The following is an 18,564-nucleotide window of genomic DNA, read 5'->3' as shown; positions in this document are numbered from 1 at the left end:
GGTATCGGGGACAATGGTGGACGTGAGTTCCTCAGCTGCTGATTTCCATGCCGGTTTCGCCTGCTTCGTCGGCCGGCCCAACGTCGGCAAGTCCACGCTGATGAACGCGTTGGTCGGCACGAAGGTGGCGATCACCTCCTCCAAGCCCCAGACGACCCGCCGGGCCATCCGTGGCATCGTGCACCGCCCCGACTCCCAGCTCATCATCGTCGACACTCCCGGGCTGCACCGGCCCCGCACGCTCCTGGGCGAGCGGCTGGACAGCCTGGTGCTCTCCACCCTCACCGAGGTCGACGTGATCGGCTTCTGCGTGCCCGCCAACGAGCCCATCGGCAAGGGCGACCGGTTCATCGCGGAGAAGCTCGCGGGCATCAAGAAGACCCCGGTGGTCGCCGTGGTGACCAAGTGCGACCTGGCGACCCGCGAGCAGATCGCCGCGCAGCTGCTCGCGATCTCCCAGCTCGCCGACTTCGACGACATCGTCCCGGTCTCCGCGCAGTCGGGCGAGCAACTCGACGTGCTCGCCGACGTGCTGGTCCGGCACCTGCCACCGAGCCCGCCGCTGTACGAGGGAGGCCGGCTCACCGACGAGCCCGAGCAGGTGCTGGTGGGCGAGCTGATCCGCGAGGCGGCCCTGGAGGGCGTACGCGACGAGTTGCCGCACTCGATCGCGGTCGTCGTCGACGAGATGATGCCCAGGGAGGGCCGCGACGACCTGCTCGACATCTACGCGCACATGTTCGTCGAGCGTCCGTCACAGAAGGCCATCGTGATCGGGCACAAGGGCTCCCGGCTCAAGGACGTCGGCAGCCGTGCCCGCGGGCAGATCGAGGCACTTCTCGGCACCCGCGTCTACCTCGACCTGCGCATCAGCGTCGCCAAGGACTGGCAGCGCGACCCCAAGCAGCTCCGCCGCCTGGGCTTCTACGACTGAGAGCGGCACCGAGGCACCTCGAACCCGGCGAGAGCACGACGGGTGCCGGCCCGTCTTCGAACGTTGACCGGATATCACCACCTGATGACGGCCGGATCCGGTTTTTCCCGCACGCTCGTAGAGACCGGCCCGGTGGCTCCGCCGGCCGGGTCTCTACGAGCGAGGATCCGTCATCGCCGCCTCAAGGGCGGTCGCCTCCTCACCGTGCCCGAGCCGCCGCCGCAGCTCGACGGCGTCCCGGCCCAGCGCGGAGACCAGGGTGGCCGGGCCGGCGAGCGGAAGGACGGCCCAGCCGTCCCCCACCGTCGTCTCCGGCGCCCGTCCGGTGATCAGGGTGCTGCCCACGCAGCGGGCGTCACCGTAGACGGCGGAGCTGCCGTCGATCTCCGGATCGCCGACCACGAACTCCTGCCGCAGCAGCGGCACCCCGCCGAGAACGGCGTCGAAGCGCGAGTGGCAACGCCCGGGCCGCTCGCCGTACCGGCCGAAGACGATCTCCTCGCGCCAGAACACCCGCGCGTCCTCGGCCAGGTCCAGCCGGACGGCCGTCCGGTGCAGGCAGTCCGCCGCGAGCACCGTCGGTTCCGGCGCGAACCGCAGCGAGGCGCCCGCGCCGACCCTGGCCGTGATCGTCATCAGCGACTCGGCCCCCGTGAAACCGGGCAGCACCAGCGTGCTCGCCACCGACCGCACCTCAAGCGCGGTGCCCGGTGCCACCTCGATGTCGAGGGCGAGGTCGTCGCCGCCCAGCGGACCCGCGGCGGTGGACACCAGGTGCACCCGGCCCGGCGCGGTCGCCCGCACCGTGAGCGGCGGTCCGGAACGCATCGTGGCCAGGACGGTCCGGCCGCCGGAGTCCCGCCGGGTGACGATCTCCGCCCGTGCCCTCATCGACCGCCGCCCGGCCCGCCCGGGCTCGGGTCGTAGGGACCGTGCGGGTGCGGTGGTGTTGTCGGCGGGTGCGGGAGCGGAGTCGGTGACGGACATGGGGTCAGACGCCGGAGTGTTCGTGGGCCCAGGACGAGACCAGGCCGGTGACCCATTCCGAGACCGCGTGCGCGCTCGGGTCCTCCCTGATCGAGGTGAACAGCACGGGCCTGCCCTCCCGTACGGCCGCCGCGTCGCGCGACATCACCGTGAGGTCCGCGCCGACCATCGGCGCCAGGTCGGTCTTGTTGACCACGAGCAGGTCGGCCGTCGTCACGCCGGGGCCGCCCTTGCGCGGGACCTTGTCGCCGCCCGACACGTCCAGGACGAAGATCTGCCGGTCGGCCAGGCCCCTGCTGAAGGTGGCGGTGAGGTTGTCCCCGCCACTCTCCACGATCACCAGATCGAGCGGGCCGAACCGCTCCTCCAGGCTCTCCACCGCGTCGAGGTTGGCCGCGATGTCGTCGCGGATGGCGGTGTGCGGGCAGCATCCGGTCTGGACGGCGACGATCCGCTCGGGATGGAGCACGCCCGCTCTGCGCAGGAAGTCGGCGTCCTCGGTGGTGTAGATGTCGTTGGTCACCACCCCCAGGCGCATCGAGGGGCCGAGCGTCCGGCACAGGGCCGCGGTCAGCGCGGTCTTGCCGCTGCCGACCGGGCCTCCGATGCCCAGGCGTAATGCTCGTCCGTGAGGGTCGGCGGCGTGGTGGTGGTCGTCGTGGTTGGCGCCCATGGGGGTCACCGTCCTTCCAGATGGTCGTCAGGAGACGAAGAGCCTCAGATCTGCGCGGATGTGCTGTTCGGCGAGCAGGTCGAGCGCGGGGGCGGCGTGCGCGGGCAGTGACTCCCACGATTCCCACGACTCCCATGACATCCCGGGCCCTCGGGACTTTCCGGTTTCTCCGGACTCCCGCGACTTCTCGGGCTTTCGGGGTTTTCCGGCTCCCCAGGACTCCCGGGATCGGGACGCAGGCCCGGTGGGGACGGCGGCCGCGACCCTTTCCAGGGCCGGGGCGAGTTCGGCGAGCAGGCGGTGGACGGCCACCGGGTCGAGTCCCAGCAGCCGTACCGCCGCCGTGGCGGGTCCGGTGACGGAGGTGTAGGCCGCCGCGAGGGCGGCCTCGGCGGGGGAGCAGCCCGCCACCGCCGCCACCGCGCCGAGCGCGAGAGGGTGGTGGACCCCCGAGGTGACGGCCCCGGCCGGCGCGTCGAGCACCGGGGAGGGCCAGATTCTCCGCGAGGTGCGCAGCAGCAGCCTGCCCTGCGTGCGGCTCGCCTCCCGCTGGGCGGGCGAGGAGATCCTGGCGTCTGCCTCCGCGTCCAGCCGTACCCAGAGCGAACGGCTCGTCTCCGGATCCGGAGACGAGCCGTTCGCGGGCGTGGGAGCCGGACCGTTCGCGAGAGCGGCGCCGTCAGCCGGGGGGAGGCCGTTCGTCCGCGTGGGAACCTCCGCCGGAGGGCCGCCCGCCGGAGGCGAGAGGCTCGCGGAGAGGTGGGCCGTGCCGAGCTCGCAGGCCGCGGCGGCGAGGGCGGCCGTCACGAGACCCGCGGTGGCGAGGCGGCCCCGCAGAAAGGCGGCGAGGCCGGGAAGGTCGTGGATCGCACCGATCCTGACCGCCTCCTCGACGCCTCCGGAGTGACCGTGACCCCCGGCGGGCAACCGGGAGTCGGCCAGGAGCAGCAACGCGGCGTTCATGCGCTACGGGGCCTCACCTTCGCTTGGACGGGACAGCGGGGCGGTCGATCGGGAACCGGTCAGAACAGGAAGTAGCGCTGGGTCATGGGCAGGGTCTCGGCGGGGGCGGGTTCGATCACCTCGCCGTCGACGCTGACGGCGAAGGTGTCGGGATGGACGTCGATCCTGGGCATCGCGTCGTTGAGCGGCATGCTCTCCTTGCCCCTGCGACGCACGTCGGCGACAGGCAGCAGGCGCCTGCGTACGGCGAGCCGGTCGGCGAGGCCGTCCTCGATCGCGAGGGGGGCGACGAAGTGGACCGACGTGGCGGCGGCGGTGAGCGGGGCGGCACCGAACATCGGGCGCGGCATGACCGGTTGCGGGGTCGGGATGGAGGCGTTGGCGTCACCCATCTGGGCGTACGCGATGACACCACCCTTGACCACCAGGTCCGGTTTGACGCCGAAGAAGGCCGGATCCCACAGGACGAGGTCGGCCAGCTTGCCGACCTCCACCGAGCCGACCTCGCCGTCCAGGCCGTGGGCCACGGCCGGGCAGATCGTGTACTTGGCGACGTAGCGCCGGGCGCGGAGGTTGTCCGCGGGGCCGTCGCCGGGAAGCGCGCCCCGGCGGCGCTTCATCACGTGCGCGGTCTGCCAGGTGCGGATGATCGTCTCGCCCACCCGGCCCATCGCCTGGGAGTCCGAGCCGATCATCGAGATCGCACCCATGTCGTGCAGGATGTCCTCGGCCGCCATCGTGGACGGCCGGATCCGGGACTCGGCGAAGGCCAGGTCCTCGGGGATGGACGGGTTGAGGTGGTGGCAGACCATCAGCATGTCGAGGTGCTCGTCGAGCGTGTTGACGGTGTGCGGGCGGGTCGGGTTCGTCGAGGACGGCAGGATGTTGCCGTAGGAGGCGACCCGGATGATGTCCGGCGCGTGACCGCCGCCCGCCCCCTCGGTGTGGTACGCGTGGATCATCCGGTCGCCGATCGCCGCGAGCGTCGACTCCACGAACCCGGCCTCGTTGAGGGTGTCGGTGTGGATCGTGACCTGGGTGCCGGTGTCGTCGGCGACCGAGAGGCAGGCGTCGATCGCGGCGGGGGTGGTGCCCCAGTCCTCGTGCAGCTTGAACCCCGAGGCCCCGGCGCGGAGCTGTTCGAGCAGCCCTTCGCGGCTGACCGTGTTGCCCTTGCCGAGCAGCGCGACGTTGATCGGGTAGGAGTCGAGCGACTCCAGCATCCGGGCGAGATACCAGGTGCCGGTGACGGTGGTGGCCTTGGTGCCCTCGGCGGGCCCCGTGCCGCCGCCCACGATGGTGGTCACCCCCGCGGCGAGGGCCTCGTCGAGGATCTGCGGGCAGATCAGGTGGACGTGGGAGTCGATCGCCCCGGCGGTCAGGATCTTCCCGTTGCCCGCGAGGATCTCGGTCGAGGGGCCGATGACCAGGTCGGGGTGGACGCCGTCCATGGTGTCGGGGTTTCCCGCCTTGCCGATCGCGACGATGCGGCCGTCGCCGATCCCGATGTCGGCCTTCACCACGCCCCAGTGGTCGAGGATCACCGCGCCGGTGATCACCAGGTCGGGTGAACCCTCGGCCCTGGTGGTCCTGGCCTGGCCCATCGACTCCCTGATGACCTTGCCGCCGCCGAAGACGGCCTCGTCACCCGCTCCCGAAGGGCCCATGGACAGGTCCTCGGTGACCTCGATGAGCAGGTCGGTGTCGGCCAGCCTGACCCGGTCGCCGGTGGTGGGGCCGTAGAGCGCGGCATAGCGCGATCGTTCAATGAACACCGGGGCTCCCGTCGAGAGGTCCGGCCCACTCGGGGCGGAGGCCGGGGACGATCCGCAGTCCGCCGATCGGTACGAGGGTGACGTCGCGCTCCACACCGGGCTCGAACCGCACCGCCGTGCCGGCGGGGACGTCGAGCCGGGTGCCCCAGGCCGCCTCGCGGTCGAACTCCAGGCCGGGGTTGCAGGCGGCGAAGTGGTAGTGCGAGCCGACCTGGATCGGCCGGTCGGCGGTGTTGACGACGCGGACGGTGACGCGCTCGCGGCCCGGGTTGAGCGGGATGGGCGCGTCGCCGTACTGGATCTCACCGGGTGTCATCGGCGCTCACCGTTCCTGGGATGTGAGGGGCCGGTGGAAAGTCGTGGGCTCTCATGAGATCGGCCGGGGCTCACGGGATCGGGTGGTGGACGGTGACGAGTTTGGTGCCGTCGGGGAAGGTGGCCTCGATCTGGACCGACGACAGCATCTCGGGCACCCCCTCCATGACGTCGTCGCGGGAGAGCACCTTGCGGCCCGCGTCCATCAGCTCGGCGACGGTGCGCCCGTCTCTGGCGCCCTCCATGAGGAAGGACGCGATGATCGCGGTGGCCTCGGGGTGGTTGAGCCGGAGGCCCCGTGACCTGCGGTCGCGGGCGACACCGGCGGCGACGTGGATGAGCAGGCGTTCCTGCTCGTGTGGTGTGAGCCGCATTCCCGGACCATAGGAACCAGCGGTTTCCATGATGTTGCACGTCGATGTCGTGCCGGTTTCCAGGTGGTGCGGATCGTACGAACGGGGGAGAAGCGGCCATCGGTGTCCCCTTTCCTGCGGGTATACCGACGCGTTCCGAAGTGAATATCACGAAATTTGCTGATTTGTCAGGATAAAAAGTGGCGCGGTGTCCGCACCGCCACGTCCTGTCACAGCGGTGAAATCCCGGTAAAGCGCAATTAACAACTGCGAACTAGTCGGGAAACCTCACTCAGTCACCTTGACGGCAGATAGCTCGGTGCGGGGGCCGTACCGGCAAGGAGGAAAGTCATTGAGGAACACAGTGTGGCGCTCCGGAGTCGTCGCCGTGGCGCTGGCCATGGCACTGACCGCATGTGGAGGCGAAGCCCCTGCGGACAAGAACGCGGCCAGTGCCGGTGGCGGTGAGGACGGCATCAAGGTCGGCATCCTGCACTCGCTCAGCGGGACCATGGCCATCAGCGAGGTGACCGTGCGGGACTCCGAGCTGCTCGCGATCGAGGAGATCAACGCCGCCGGAGGCGTACTCGGCAAGAAGCTGATCCCCGTCGTGGAGGACGGCGCGTCCGACTGGCCGACCTTCGCGGAGAAGGCCACCAAGCTCATCCGCCAGGACAAGGTCGCCACCACCTTCGGTGGATGGACCTCCGCCAGTCGCAAGGCGATGCTGCCGGTGTTCGAGCGGAGCAAGGCCCTGCTGTGGTACCCGGTCCAGTACGAGGGCCTGGAGAGCTCGCCCTACATCTTCTACACCGGCGCCACCACCAACCAGCAGATCATCCCTGGCCTGGACTACCTCAAGGAACAGGGCAAGAAGAAGATATTCCTGGTCGGCAGCGACTACGTCTTCCCCCGCACCGCCAACAAGATCATCAAGGCGTACGCGGCGGCGAACGGGATGGAGATCCTCGGCGAGGAGTACACCCCCCTCGGTCACACCGAGTACAGCACGCTGACCAACAAGGTCGTCCAGGCCAAACCGGACGCGGTCTTCAACACCCTCAACGGTGACAGCAACGTCGCCTTCTTCAAGCAGCTCAACAGCGCGGGGGTCACCGCCGAGAAGATGCCCGTCCTGTCGGTGAGCGTCGCCGAGGAGGAGGTCAAGGGCATCGGCGTCGACAACATCGCCGGCCACCCCGTCGCCTGGAACTACTACCAGACCACGGAGAACCCGGCGAACGAGAAGTTCGTCGCCGCGTTCAAGGCCAAGTACGGCGCCGACAAGGTGACCTCCGACCCGATGGAGGCCGGATACAACGCCGTCTACCTCTGGGCCGAGGCCGCCAAGAAGGCCGGAACCGTCGAGGTCGAAGCCGTCAAGAAGGCCGCCGGGGGCATCGCCCTGGAGCGCCCCGAGGGCCTGGTCACCATCGACGGCGAGAACCAGCACATGTACAAGACGGCGAGGATCGGAGTGATCCAGCCCGACGGCCTCATCAAGGAGGTCTGGAACTCCGGCGAACCGATCAAGCCCGACCCCTACCTCAAGGGCTACCCCTGGGCGAGCGGCCTGGCCAACGGCTGACCCCCTCTCAGACCGGCTCCGGACCGGGCCGTGACCAGATCACGGGCAGCACCGTGGCGCACCCACAATGCGGCACGGCCCGCTCCGGAGCCAGACACTCCTAGGAAGGGGATTCGGTGGAGGCCTTCCTCAACCAGCTCCCGATCGGCCTGTCCATCGGCGCCGTACTGCTCCTCATCGCCCTCGGCCTGACGTTCACGTTCGGCCAGATGGGCGTGATCAACATGGCCCACGGCGAGTTCATCATGGCGGGCGCGTACACCGCCTACCTGCTCCAGGACCTCACCGGCCGGATGGCCGTGATCGTCGCCCTGCCCGTCGCCTTCCTGGTCGCCGGGCTGATGGGGCTCATCCTCGAACGGACCGCGATCCGCCACTTCTACGGCCGCCCGCTCGACACCCTGCTGCTCACCTGGGGCGTGAGCCTCGTGCTGCAGCAGCTCGCCCGCGACCTGTTCGGGGCGCCCAACGTGCAGGTACAGGCACCCACCTGGCTGCAGGGCGGTATCGCGTCCCTGCCCTACAACCGGCTCTTCATCTTCGCCCTCGCCATCGTCACCGTCGTCGGCATCTGGGCCTACATGAACCGCACCGGCCAGGGGCGGCGGATGCAGGCGGTGATGCAGAACCGCCAGCTGGCCGCGGTCAGCGGCATCAACACCGCCCACGTGGACCAGCGCACCTTCTTCATCGGCTCCGGCCTGGCCGGGGTCGCCGGAGTGGCCCTCACCCTCATCGGCCCCGTCGGACCCGCCCTCGGCACCTACTACATCGTCGACGCCTTCCTCGTGGTCGTCGCCGGAGGCCTCGGCCAGCTGCGCGGCGCCGTCATCGCCGCCGCCGGCCTCGGCCTGCTCAACTCCTACGCCGAGTTCTGGAGCGACGCCAGCCTGGCGAAGGTGATCGTGTTCGCCGCGATCATCGCCTTCCTTCAGTTCCGGCCACAGGGCCTGTTCGTACTCCGATCGAGGGCTTTGACATGAATCTCGCACGTCTCAGGGGGCCCGGGGTCTTCGCGGTGGTGGCCGTGCTCGCCCTCGTGGTCGCGCCGCTGCTGCTGGAGCCCTTCCGTCTCGGCCTGCTGGCCAAGTATCTCTGCTTCGCGATCATCGCCCTGGGCATCGGCCTGGCCTGGGGGCAGGGCGGCATGCTCACCCTGGGCCAGGGCGTGTTCTTCGGCCTCGGCGGCTATGCCATGGCGATGCACCTGAAACTGGTGGACGCCCAGGGCGACCTGCCCGACTTCATGGTGTGGAGCGGGGTCGAGCAGCTGCCCGCCCTGTGGAAACCGTTCGCGAACCCGGTGTTCGCGCTCGCCATGGTCGTCGTCGGGCCGATGGCGATCGCCACGGTGCTCGGCCTGCTGGTGTTCAGGCAGCGGGTGCGCGGCGCCTACTTCGCGATCCTCACCCAGGCGCTCGCCGCCGCGTTCGTCATCCTGCTCGTCGGCCAGCAGGGCCTGACCGGCGGCACCAACGGCCTGACCAACTTCTACGACCTGTTCGGCCAGGACCTGGCGGCCGACTCCACCCAGCGCGGGCTGTACTTCGCGGTCGCGATCGTCACGGGACTGCTCTATCTCGGTGCCCGCCAGCTGGTCAAAAGCCGCTTCGGGCGGCTGCTCGTCGCGATCAGGGACGGCGAGGACCGCGTCAGGTTCCTCGGCTACGACCCCGCCAGGATCAAGACCGTCACCTTCGCGCTCTCAGCGGGCATGGCCGGGCTCGCGGGGGCCCTGTTCGTGCCCGTGGTCGGCATCATCTCGCCCGCGCTGCTGGGCGTGGTCCCCTCCCTCGAACTCGTCGTCGCGGTCGCGGTGGGCGGCAGGTTCGCGCTGGCCGGGGCGATCCTCGGCGCGGTCGTGATGGGGTACGCCAAGACGTCCTTCAGCGAGCAGTTCGCCGACGGCTGGCTCTACCTGCAGGGCGCGCTGTTCATCCTCGTCATGACCCTGGCCCCCAAGGGGATCCTCGGCGTGGCGGCGTCGGCGCGCGACGCCTGGGCGCGCAGGTCGAGACGTCGTACGGACCCGGAACCGCCGCCCGCGGACGCCCCCGGAGTGAGAGTCATGGAGGAGGTCGGATGAGCCCGATGATCGAGGTGCGCGGGCTGTCGGTGGTCTTCGACGGCTTCCGCGCCATCGACGGCATCGACCTCACCGTCGAGAAGGGGGAGCTGCGCTTCCTGATCGGCCCCAACGGGGCGGGGAAGACCACGCTCATCGACGTCATCACCGGCCTCACCCGCCCGACCACCGGCGAGGTCGTCTTCGACGGGAAAAGCCTGGTCGGGCAGCGCGAACACAAGATCGTACGGCTCGGCGTCGGGCGGACCTTCCAGACCTCGGTGGTCTTCGAGGAGCTCACCGTCCTGGAGAACCTCGACCTGGCCGCGTCGTTCCGCAGGCCGCTCTGGTCGCTGACCCGGCGCAGGCGGGGCATCTCGGAGGCCGTCGCCGAGGCCCTGGAGACCACCGGTCTCAAAGAGCTGGCCGATCGGCCCGCGGGGGTGCTCTCCCACGGTCAGCGGCAGTGGCTGGAGATCGGCATGCTGCTCACCCAGAGTCCCAAGCTGCTCCTGCTGGACGAGCCGGTGGCCGGTATGTCCAAGGACGAGCGGGAGCGCACCGGCGAGCTTCTCACGTCCGTGGCGAACGACCACACGGTGATCGTGATCGAACATGACATGGAGTTCCTGCGCAGGTACGCCTCGCAGGTCACCGTCCTGCACGAGGGCAAGGTGCTGATCGAGGGGTCGGTCGACGAGGTTCGCGACGATCCGCGCGTGCAGGAGGTCTACATCGGAAGGAAGCGCAGCGATGCTGTCGGTACAGGAACTTGACGCCGGGTACGGCAGGGCCCGGGTGCTGTTCGGAGTCTCCCTGGAGGTGGAGCCTGGGCAGCTGATGTGCGTGATGGGCCGCAACGGGGTCGGCAAGACCACCCTGCTCAACACGGTGATGGGCGTGCTGCCCGCCACCGCGGGATCGGTCACCTTCGAGGGCCGCGACGTGACCCGGATGCCGCCGCACGAGCGGGTCCGGCTCGGCATGGCGTACGTCCCCCAGGGGCACGAGACGTTCCCGCAGCTCAGCGTGCTCGGCAATCTGCAGGTCACGCTGGAGGCCGCCAAGGGGCCGCAGGAGGCGCTGGAGGAGGCCCTGGAGACCTTCCCGCGTCTGAAGCCGCTGCTCAAACGGCGCGCCGGATTCCTGTCCGGCGGGCAGCAACAGCAGCTCGCCATCGCCCGCGCCCTCGTCACCCGTCCCAAGCTGCTCATCCTCGACGAGCCCACCGAGGGCATCCAGCCGTCGATCGTCATCGAGATCGAGGAGGCGATCGAGCGGCTGCACGCCACGGGCCTGTCGGTTCTGCTGGTCGAGCAGTATCTGGATCTGGCGCTCCGCCTCGCCGACCGTTTCCTCATCCTCGACGCCGGGCACGTCGTCCACTCGGGCGCGGCCGAGGAACTGCGCGGGGAGGGAATTCACCGTCTTCTCGCCGTCTGATCCGCAGAAAATCCGAATCGGACTTCCAATATCAAGAAGGGTCCATTTGATCACTTCTTGATGAAGAGCCTCCCGCGGCGGGTGACGACGACATAATCTGCCCAGAAAAGCGGAGTCCGGGGGTGTCATGGCGAAGGAACCTGCGGACGGGGAGACGGGCCCGGAAAAGGCTCCCTCACCTCCCGAGAAGCAGCGCCGGTCTTCCCCGGGAGAGAGTGGCGGCCTGGCCGCGGGCTCGGGGGAGACCGGCCCTCCGGCCGTCGGCGAGCGCGAGACACCGCCCGGCGGGGCGATCGGCGAGCCGGACGGCGCCACCCCCGCCGCCCCCGGCTCGCGAGGCGACGAGGGACGCGACCGGCAGGGTCGTGATCCCGATGACCGCCACGACCGCGATCAGAGGTCTGATGACCGCCGCGAGCGTGATCAGAGGTCTGATGACCGCTATGACCGTGACCGGCGGGGTGACGATCGGTATGAGCGTGACCGGCGGGGTGGTGATCCCGATGACCGCTATGACCGGGACCGCTGGAACGATGACGGGTACGGACGCGACCGGCGCGACGGCGGACGATATGAGCGCGGCCGGAGGTCTGACGACCGCTATGACCGGGACCGCCGGGACGATGACGGGTACGGACGCGACCGGCGCTACGACGACCGCTACGATCGCGCTCCGCGATTCGACGACGCGGACGTCAAGGGCTTCCAGCCCGGGCCGCCGACCACCCCGGCCGGAGCGCCGGGGCCGCCCCGCAGGCGCCGTTTCCGCCGTTTCCGGCTGGCCGCCTGGATCGCGCTGGTGCTCGCCGCGGTCGTGGTCGGGGTGTCCATCGCGTGGGTGAACGGGCCTCCCACCGAGGCCGAGCTGCGGGAGAAGGCGGGACTCCTCAACAAGGACAGACTGTTGATCGGGGTGAAGGAGGACACCCCCGGCATCGCCCTGCGGGAGCCGGGCGGGACCGGTTTCACCGGCTTCGACATCGACATCGCCTACATGATCGCGGCGGATCTGGGATTCCGGCCCGACCAGGTCGACTTCCTCGCCATCGAGACCGAGGACAGGGCGCGTATGCAGGCCCGCGACACGGACGGCACGTTCGTCAAGGTCGACCTCGTGGTGGCGACCTTCAGCGTGACGCCGGAACGCAGGGCCGACCCCTCCGTCGGTTTCTCCACGCCCTACCTCTACACCGAGCAGTCGGTGGTGACCAGGGCCGACTACCCCGACGACAACGTCGCCTCGCTGGGTCAGCTTGAGGGCAGGAAGGTCTGCTCACTCGGCACCTCGACCTCCCTGGCCGAACTGAGGAAGGCGATCAAGACCGATCCCATCGCCGAGCTCCTGATCAGCAAGTGCGTGGACCGTCTGGCGGACGGTGTGCCGAGCGACAGGGCGGCCGAGGCGGTGACGACCGACGCGGCACTGCTGGCCGGGTTCGTCGCACAGCCGGAGAGGAAGCTGCGCCACCACGACATCGCGCTGGAGAAGACGGAGATGTGGGCGGTCAACGCGGGTTCCAACCGCGCGCTGCGCACCCTGGTCGACCTCGCGCTCTACCGCTCCTACGCCGATCCGGGCAACAAGATGTGGGAGGAGGCGTACGAGAAGCACATCCGGCCGTTGCTGGCGGCCAACCCGGGGGTGGACGTGGCGCAGGCGCAGCAGCCGTGCGCGCTTCCCCCGGACGTACGCCGCTGGCCCTGGGAGCGGACCCTCCCCGTGCGGGATTGCCCCTCCGCGCCTTGAAGCCCAACGCGCGGTTGAGGGACGCGCCGAGGAACCAGGAGTGGTTCCTCACGCTGCTGCCGGTGTTCCCGATCGTCCTGCTGGTGATGCGGCTGTGGTACGCCAGCAGGCAGGACACCCAGACGCTGCTCCTGCTCGTGCAGACCATCAGCCCGCTGGGCCTGCTGAGCGCGGTCCTGCTGACCACGGTGTGGGTGCTGCCCGTCGTCGTGGTCGGGGGCAGGCTTCTCGGCACCCTCTACTGGATCAGCACCGGCCGCTTCTCGTGGCTGGTGCACAGCGCCCAGCGGCTGCCCGGCTGGGTCGTGGTCCTCGCCGTCGCGATGGGTGTGTGCACCTGGCAGCTGCGCTTCCTGCCGACGCTCGCGATGATGTCACTCGCCCTGCTCGGGCTGACCGTGCGCGAACGGTTCCCGGATCACGAGGAGCTGCGGACGACGTTCTGCTACGCGCTGCCGGTGATCGCCGCCGTACTGTCGTACGTCATGCTGTGGCCGGCGATCGTCTCGGCGTTCACCGCGCGGGACGTGGCGACCGCGATCCTGCTCACGCTTCCCCCGGTGTTCGCGGCGCTGCTGACCGGTCCCGTGCCCGAGGCGCCGGCCAGGGTGCTGACCCACGGCATCGCGATCGGGATGGCGGTGTTCACACCGTTCCTGGTCGGCGTGGTCGTGATGAGGGCGCCGATCCTCCCGCTGATCGCCATACAGATCAGCGTGGAGAGTCCGACCGCGAAGAGGCCCGCCGAGGTGGTCGTGGGCTACATGGTCGCCAGCGACGACCAGATGACCACCGTCCTCAAGCGCGACGGTGCCGTGGAGTTCATCCAGAACGACAGGCTGCAGTCGAAGGTGCTCTGCCCCGATCCCGGTGAGGTGCCCAGGACGTGGGTGAACCTGCACGGCTGGTACGTCGAACAGAGTGTGATCTCCTGGCTCGCCCCGGCGTCACAGCGGACTTCGGCGGACTCGCGCTGCGAGGGCCGTCCGGAGAAGGCGACCGGCCCGCTGCCACCGTCCTCCGACCGGTCCCCGGATCCGTCTCCACATCCGTCCCCGAGTGCGGAGAAGTCTCCGACCCCCGCCAGGTCTCCGACTTCCGCCGAGTCTCCGTCCGTGACCGAGCCGCGCGCCGGGTGAGTGCGGCGGAGCGGCAGGGGCGGGCGAGCGGGAGTGACGGGTCAGCTCGCGGGGCGGCCGACGCACTCCCTGTGACGACTTTCCGGGTGAACGGTCACTGACGGTAGTCTTCGACCTCGTCGATCGGGCGGGGGGCCGCCGAGTCGGGGTCCTCGCCGAACTCGCGGAGCGCCCGGCGCTGCCTGAGTAGGTCCCAAGCCTGGTCGAGAGCCTCCTCCAGCTGCTTGATCCGGTTGTTCTCCTCGTGTGAGGAGATCGAGTGCGAGCCCAGCTTCGCCCGGAGCTCCCGCTCCTCGGCGATCAGCTCGTTGATGTGGGCGAGGATGTCGCCGTCCTTCATGGCCGTTCCCCCTGTCAGAGTATTTCTGGACTGTATCCGATCAGTGGATCGTCGCACCGGGGGAATCGGGCGGCCTCGCGCGGCGGCCGTCGCGGGCGGCGCCTCCCGTACGGACGGGATCTGGAAGATCTTCGAAGTCCCGCGATGTGAGACCGGGGCACGGGGATCCTGAGACGTCTGCTAACGTGCTAGGCATGCTGCGCGGTCTGCTTCTTAGCTGCCGCGACGAGGGCCTGTAGAGGCCGGCTCCCTCGTCGCGGAGCGAGCCATGCGCGTCGGCCACGATTGTTTTCCCAGTCGAGGAGCCTTGCATGTATCCGCAGCAGCAACCCAGTCCCATGCCCTTCACGCGTTACCAGTCCTTCGCGCCGATCCGGCTGGACGACCGCACCTGGCCCGGCAAGGTCATCGACCGAGCCCCCCGATGGTGCGCCGTCGACCTGCGTGACGGTAACCAGGCACTGATCGATCCCATGGACTCCCACCGCAAGCTCAAGATGTTCGAGCTGCTGGTGAAGATGGGATACAAGGAGATCGAGGTGGGCTTTCCCGCCGCCTCCCAGACCGACTTCGACTTCGTACGGCAGATCATCGAAGAGGACCTGATCCCCGACGACGTGGTGATCCAGGTCCTCACCCAGGCGCGGGCCGAGCTGATCGAGCGGACCTTCGAGTCGGTGCGCGGGGCCAAGCAGGCGATCGTCCACCTGTACAACTCCACCTCCACCCTCCAGCGGCGGGTCGTCTTCGGCCAGGACCGCGAGGGCATCACCGCGATCGCGGTCGAGGGCGCCAAGCTCTGCAAGAAGCTCGCCGCCCAGATGGACGACACGGAGATCTACTTCCAGTACTCCCCCGAGTCCTTCACCGGCACCGAGCTGGAGTACGCGGTGGAGGTCTGCGACGCCGTCAACGACGTCTGGCAGCCGACTCCCGACCGCAAGGTCATCATCAACCTGCCCGCCACCGTCGAGATGGCCACGCCCAACGTCTACGCCGACCAGATCGAGTGGATGCACCGCAACCTCGCCCACCGCGACTCGATCGTGCTGTCCCTGCACCCCCACAACGACCGAGGCACCGCCGTCGCCGCCGCCGAACTGGGCTACATGGCGGGGGCCGACCGGATCGAGGGCTGCCTGTTCGGCAACGGTGAGCGCACCGGCAACGTCTGCCTGGTCACGTTGGGCATGAACCTGTTCTCGCAGGGCGTCGACCCCGAGGTCGACATCTCCGACATCGACGAGATCCGCCGGGTCACCGAATACTGCAACCAGCTGCCCGTCCACCCGCGCCACCCGTGGGGCGGCGAACTCGTCTACACCGCCTTCTCCGGCTCCCACCAGGACGCCATCAAGAAGGGCTTCGAGCACCTGGAGCGTGACGCGGCCGCCGCGGGCGTTCCGGTCGAGGAGTTCACCTGGGCGGTCCCGTACCTGCCGATCGACCCCAAGGACATCGGCCGCACCTACGAGGCGGTCATCCGGGTCAACAGCCAGTCCGGCAAGGGCGGCGTCGCCTACATCATGAAGGCCGACCACCACCTGGACCTGCCGCGCCGCCTGCAGATCGAGTTCTCCCGCGCGGTCCAGGCCCACACCGACACCGTCGGCGGCGAGGTGAACGCCACCCGGATGTGGGAGGTCTTCACCGACGAATACCTGCCCAACCCGGCCAGCCCGTGGGGCCGTCTGGGTCTGCTGGCCCACCGCACCACCTCCAGGGGTGACGGCAAGGACGCCATCAGCGCCGACCTGCGCCTCGACGGTGAGATCCGCGAGGTCGAGGGGGTCGGCAACGGTCCCATCTCCGCCTTCTGCGACGCCCTGGCGAGGGTCGGCGTCCAGGTGCGCGTCCTCGACTACGCCGAGCACGCCATGAGCGCGGGGACCGACGCCAAGGCCGCCTCCTACATCGAGTGCGAGATCGCCGGCCGCACCCTGTGGGGTGTCGGCATCGACTCCAACACCACCACCGCCTCGCTCAAGGCCGTCATCTCCGCGGTCAACCGCGCCGGCCGCTAGCGAAGGACCGGCCGCTAGCGAAGGACCGTACGGCACGATCTGCCGTAGGAGGTTTCGACAGAGGCCCACAAGGCATCGACGTCGCTCACCCGACCGCGCCCACCGCGAAATCCGCCCGGGCGCGGTCGAGTCGTCTCCGCTCGCCTTCCGGTGCCGGAGACGCTCGTGACCTCAGGGCGAAGACGGTGTCGCGGTCGTCCTGGGTGGCTCCGAACAGCTGGCCGTGTGTGGTGGGTGACTATCCGCCTTCATGGTGTTCGAGGGGCTTCTGGCATGTCGGCCACGTCAGGCGCACTGCCTCGGTACCACCGGCCTGAGCGGGCGACGGGGCCGGCCGTGGTCCTGGTGAATCGGCGGGCGAGGTGTTCGAAGGCGCCGGCGAGTTCGTCGGGACCGACGACTTCGAAGTCGGCGTCGTAACGGGCGATGGCGGCGGCAAGGCTGGGCCAGGACCAGGATCCGAGGGTGAGCCGGCAGCGGTAGGGGCCGATCTCCTCGACGACTCCGTCGCGGGTGTAGAGGGCCACGGTGGCGGCGGGCAGGTCGAGGATCACCGTGCCTTGGCAGGGCCAGTTGCCCGAGGAGTCGCCGGAGCCGCGGAACGTGCCGGTGACGAAGGCGGCGACGTCTCCTCCGGGCAGTACGCGTGGGGTGAACCGGGGCCCGTTGGGGGTGTGCGGGGTGATCCGGTCGGCGCGGAAGGTGCGCCAGTCGTCGCGGTCGAGGTCCCAGGCGATGAGGTACCAGCGTCCGTCCCAGGTGATGACGTGGTGGGGTTCGACGCGGCGCGGGGGTTCGTCCGCGCCCCCGCCGGCGTAGTCGAAGCGCAGGATCTCGCGGGCGTGGACGGCGGCGCTGACAGTCAGGAGTACGTCGCCGTCGACCGGGGCGGCCGGTCGGGTGGCAGGGGGTTCGACGGCGGTGACGCGCACCGCGTCGACGCGGTGCCGGAGCCGGGAGGGCATGACCTGCCGGATGGTGTTCAGTGCCCGTTCGGCGGGTTCGGCGAGGCCGTTGCCGGGGGTGGTGGCGGCGATCTGGAGGGCGATGGTGAGGGCGACGGCCTGTTCGTCGTCGAACAGCAGCGGGGGTAGTTCGGTGCCGGCGCCGAGCCGGTAACCGCCGTCGGGACCTTTGACGGCGGCGATGGGGTAGCCGAGCTCGCGGAGCCGGTCGACATCGCGGCGCACGGTGCGCAGGCTGATGTCCAGGCGATCGGCCAGCACCGTGCCGGACCAGTCCCGGCGGGTCTGCAGCAGCGACAGCAGGGCCAGCAGTCGGGCGGAAGTCTTCGGCATGAACCTGATTCTGTCCGAAGTAGGTGCCACATCCTGTCACCTACCCCTGCGAATCTTCGTTTCGAGCCGGTCGGCCACCGCGACCCGGCCGCCCTCTTTCCCCGGTGCTCTCACATGAGATTCACCACCCCATACCGGCCGTACCGCGCCTGGAAAATCAACAAGGAGTCACCCACATGGCCATTTCCACCACCACCCACCTGAACTTCCGCGGCGACGCCCGCGCGGCGCTGGAGTTCTACCGGACCGTGTTCGGCGGCCACCTCACCACCATCACCTACGGCGACTTCGGCATGCCGAAGGACATGCCCGACGCCGACAAGATCGTCTTCGGCCAGGTCGCGGCCGACAACGGTTTCGCCGTCATGGCCTACGACGTGCCCGGCCAGGCGCCGGCCCCCGCCGTGCCCGCCGCCACCACTCGTGAGCACGGCATGACGCTGACCGGCGAGCGGTTCTTCGTGTCCGTCCGCGGCGAAACCGCCGAGGAGGTCGGCGCGTTGTGGGACAGGCTCGCCGACGGCGCCGACCTCATCGAGAAGTACGGTCCCTCGCAGTGGGCGCCGGGCTTCGGGATGCTGACCGACCGCTTCGGCGTCACCTGGATCCTCGATGTCGCCGCCCCCTACGCCGGCTGACCACCACCGCACTCATCCGGTCCGAGTCCGGTCCGAGGCGGCCTTCCCCGACCGCCTCGGACCACCCGGCCTTCAGCCCTGGGCCCCGGCCTTCGTCATCAGCCGGCCCGCGGTCACCTCGGCGATCATCGGAAACCCGCGCCCTCACCGCGGACGGCGCCATCTGCGGTGTGATCGATCATGCTCGCGGACCTTTGCCCCGAGCGGCCGTGCGGAGACGCCCTCGACCGGTGAATTCATGGCATTCCGTGGCGAGTCACTGCGAGACATCCCCGCGTTATC

The 18,564-nt window shown here is 69.5% G+C and carries 18 protein-coding genes; 10 read left to right on the top strand and 8 right to left on the bottom strand.

Annotated elements, in window-relative coordinates:
* Window positions 1–13: 13 nt before the first annotated feature.
* Window positions 14–934: a GTPase Era gene (era, locus tag ABT352_RS11805; RefSeq protein WP_350944552.1), complete on the top strand. Its 921-nt coding sequence runs from the start codon at window positions 14–16 to the stop codon at window positions 932–934.
* A 153-nt stretch (window positions 935–1,087) separates the two neighbouring features.
* Here era and ABT352_RS11800 read toward each other — a convergent pair whose 3' ends face one another.
* The 6 genes from ABT352_RS11800 to ABT352_RS11775 form a co-directional block, all read right to left on the bottom strand.
* Window positions 1,088–1,921, bottom strand: a complete 834-nt coding sequence (locus tag ABT352_RS11800; RefSeq protein ID WP_350944551.1) for an urease accessory protein UreD — start codon at window positions 1,919–1,921, stop codon at window positions 1,088–1,090.
* Between the two features lie 4 nt (window positions 1,922–1,925).
* Complete coding sequence (gene ureG / locus ABT352_RS11795) at window positions 1,926–2,594, bottom strand: urease accessory protein UreG (RefSeq protein ID WP_350944549.1); 669 nt, start codon at window positions 2,592–2,594, stop codon at window positions 1,926–1,928.
* Window positions 2,595–2,621: 27 nt separating this feature from the next.
* Window positions 2,622–3,557 (bottom strand): urease accessory protein UreF, encoded by a 936-nt coding sequence (locus ABT352_RS11790; RefSeq protein WP_350944548.1) that lies wholly within the window; start codon window positions 3,555–3,557, stop codon window positions 2,622–2,624.
* 59 nt (window positions 3,558–3,616) lie between these two features.
* Entirely contained in the window at window positions 3,617–5,332 is a 1,716-nt protein-coding gene (locus ABT352_RS11785) for an urease subunit alpha (RefSeq protein ID WP_350944546.1), read from the bottom strand.
* Window positions 5,322–5,648: an urease subunit beta gene (locus ABT352_RS11780; RefSeq protein ID WP_350944545.1), complete on the bottom strand. Its 327-nt coding sequence runs from the start codon at window positions 5,646–5,648 to the stop codon at window positions 5,322–5,324. Before ABT352_RS11780 ends, ABT352_RS11785 begins: the two co-directional genes overlap by 11 nt.
* Before the next feature lie 70 nt (window positions 5,649–5,718).
* Entirely contained in the window at window positions 5,719–6,021 is a 303-nt protein-coding gene (locus ABT352_RS11775) for an urease subunit gamma (RefSeq protein ID WP_350944544.1), read from the bottom strand.
* Between the two features lie 379 nt (window positions 6,022–6,400).
* On the opposite strand from ABT352_RS11775, the gene urtA reads away from it, so the two are divergent.
* The 7 genes from urtA (at window position 6,401) to ABT352_RS11740 (ending at window position 13,982) form a co-directional block, all read left to right on the top strand.
* Window positions 6,401–7,588 carry an urea ABC transporter substrate-binding protein gene (urtA, locus tag ABT352_RS11770; protein ID WP_350944843.1) on the top strand — a complete coding sequence of 396 codons (1,188 nt, stop codon included), beginning with the start codon at window positions 6,401–6,403 and terminating at the stop codon, window positions 7,586–7,588.
* Between the two features lie 116 nt (window positions 7,589–7,704).
* Window positions 7,705–8,571 (top strand): urea ABC transporter permease subunit UrtB, encoded by an 867-nt coding sequence (urtB, locus tag ABT352_RS11765; RefSeq protein ID WP_350944542.1) that lies wholly within the window; start codon window positions 7,705–7,707, stop codon window positions 8,569–8,571.
* Window positions 8,568–9,674: an urea ABC transporter permease subunit UrtC gene (gene urtC, locus ABT352_RS11760; protein ID WP_350944540.1), complete on the top strand. Its 1,107-nt coding sequence runs from the start codon at window positions 8,568–8,570 to the stop codon at window positions 9,672–9,674. Before urtB ends, urtC begins: the two co-directional genes overlap by 4 nt.
* Window positions 9,671–10,429, top strand: a complete 759-nt coding sequence (urtD, locus tag ABT352_RS11755) for an urea ABC transporter ATP-binding protein UrtD (protein WP_502992857.1) — start codon at window positions 9,671–9,673, stop codon at window positions 10,427–10,429. Before urtC ends, urtD begins: the two co-directional genes overlap by 4 nt.
* On the top strand, window positions 10,407–11,096 hold the full coding sequence (urtE, locus tag ABT352_RS11750; protein WP_350944538.1) for an urea ABC transporter ATP-binding subunit UrtE: 690 nt from the start codon (window positions 10,407–10,409) through the stop codon (window positions 11,094–11,096). The genes urtD and urtE overlap by 23 nt, the downstream gene beginning before the upstream one ends.
* Before the next feature lie 127 nt (window positions 11,097–11,223).
* On the top strand, window positions 11,224–12,843 hold the full coding sequence (locus ABT352_RS11745; RefSeq protein WP_350944536.1) for a transporter substrate-binding domain-containing protein: 1,620 nt from the start codon (window positions 11,224–11,226) through the stop codon (window positions 12,841–12,843).
* Entirely contained in the window at window positions 12,840–13,982 is a 1,143-nt protein-coding gene (locus ABT352_RS11740; protein WP_350944535.1) for a hypothetical protein, read from the top strand. Before ABT352_RS11745 ends, ABT352_RS11740 begins: the two co-directional genes overlap by 4 nt.
* Window positions 13,983–14,076: 94 nt before the next feature.
* On the opposite strand, the gene ABT352_RS11735 is transcribed toward ABT352_RS11740, so the two are convergent.
* Window positions 14,077–14,322, bottom strand: coding sequence for a DUF2630 family protein (locus ABT352_RS11735; protein WP_350944534.1), 246 nt, complete (start codon window positions 14,320–14,322; stop codon window positions 14,077–14,079).
* A gap of 311 nt (window positions 14,323–14,633) precedes the next feature.
* On the opposite strand from ABT352_RS11735, the gene leuA reads away from it, so the two are divergent.
* Window positions 14,634–16,346 carry a 2-isopropylmalate synthase gene (gene leuA, locus ABT352_RS11730; protein WP_350944533.1) on the top strand — a complete coding sequence of 571 codons (1,713 nt, stop codon included), beginning with the start codon at window positions 14,634–14,636 and terminating at the stop codon, window positions 16,344–16,346.
* A gap of 248 nt (window positions 16,347–16,594) precedes the next feature.
* Here leuA and ABT352_RS11725 read toward each other — a convergent pair whose 3' ends face one another.
* On the bottom strand, window positions 16,595–17,644 hold the full coding sequence (locus tag ABT352_RS11725) for a helix-turn-helix transcriptional regulator (RefSeq protein ID WP_350944532.1): 1,050 nt from the start codon (window positions 17,642–17,644) through the stop codon (window positions 16,595–16,597).
* A gap of 176 nt (window positions 17,645–17,820) precedes the next feature.
* Between ABT352_RS11725 and ABT352_RS11720 the strand changes: the two genes are divergently transcribed.
* On the top strand, window positions 17,821–18,282 hold the full coding sequence (locus ABT352_RS11720; RefSeq protein ID WP_350944531.1) for a VOC family protein: 462 nt from the start codon (window positions 17,821–17,823) through the stop codon (window positions 18,280–18,282).
* The last annotated feature ends 282 nt before the right edge of the window (window positions 18,283–18,564 follow it).

Origin of the sequence: Streptosporangium sp. NPDC000563 (assembly GCF_040299985.1) — a bacterium.
In the GTDB taxonomy this organism is placed as follows: Bacteria; Actinomycetota; Actinomycetes; order Streptosporangiales; family Streptosporangiaceae; genus Streptosporangium.
The sequence above is the reverse complement of the archived record's forward strand: the minus strand, read 5'-3'. Positions and strand labels throughout refer to the sequence as shown.

Excerpts from the sequence above, each read along its gene's own strand:
- era (WP_350944552.1), top strand. The coding sequence starts at position 14 with ATGGTGGACGTGAGTTCCTCAGCTGCTGATTTCCATGCCGGTTTCGCC.
- ABT352_RS11800 (WP_350944551.1), bottom strand. The coding sequence starts at position 1,921 with ATGTCCGTCACCGACTCCGCTCCCGCACCCGCCGACAACACCACCGCA.
- ureG (WP_350944549.1), bottom strand. The coding sequence starts at position 2,594 with ATGGGCGCCAACCACGACGACCACCACCACGCCGCCGACCCTCACGGA.
- ABT352_RS11790 (WP_350944548.1), bottom strand. The coding sequence starts at position 3,557 with ATGAACGCCGCGTTGCTGCTCCTGGCCGACTCCCGGTTGCCCGCCGGG.
- ABT352_RS11780 (WP_350944545.1), bottom strand. The coding sequence starts at position 5,648 with ATGACACCCGGTGAGATCCAGTACGGCGACGCGCCCATCCCGCTCAAC.
- ABT352_RS11775 (WP_350944544.1), bottom strand. The coding sequence starts at position 6,021 with ATGCGGCTCACACCACACGAGCAGGAACGCCTGCTCATCCACGTCGCC.
- urtA (WP_350944843.1), top strand. The coding sequence starts at position 6,401 with ATGGCACTGACCGCATGTGGAGGCGAAGCCCCTGCGGACAAGAACGCG.
- urtC (WP_350944540.1), top strand. The coding sequence starts at position 8,568 with ATGAATCTCGCACGTCTCAGGGGGCCCGGGGTCTTCGCGGTGGTGGCC.
- urtD (WP_502992857.1), top strand. The coding sequence starts at position 9,671 with ATGAGCCCGATGATCGAGGTGCGCGGGCTGTCGGTGGTCTTCGACGGC.
- urtE (WP_350944538.1), top strand. The coding sequence starts at position 10,407 with ATGCTGTCGGTACAGGAACTTGACGCCGGGTACGGCAGGGCCCGGGTG.
- ABT352_RS11745 (WP_350944536.1), top strand. The coding sequence starts at position 11,224 with ATGGCGAAGGAACCTGCGGACGGGGAGACGGGCCCGGAAAAGGCTCCC.
- ABT352_RS11735 (WP_350944534.1), bottom strand. The coding sequence starts at position 14,322 with ATGAAGGACGGCGACATCCTCGCCCACATCAACGAGCTGATCGCCGAG.
- leuA (WP_350944533.1), top strand. The coding sequence starts at position 14,634 with ATGTATCCGCAGCAGCAACCCAGTCCCATGCCCTTCACGCGTTACCAG.
- ABT352_RS11725 (WP_350944532.1), bottom strand. The coding sequence starts at position 17,644 with ATGCCGAAGACTTCCGCCCGACTGCTGGCCCTGCTGTCGCTGCTGCAG.
- ABT352_RS11720 (WP_350944531.1), top strand. The coding sequence starts at position 17,821 with ATGGCCATTTCCACCACCACCCACCTGAACTTCCGCGGCGACGCCCGC.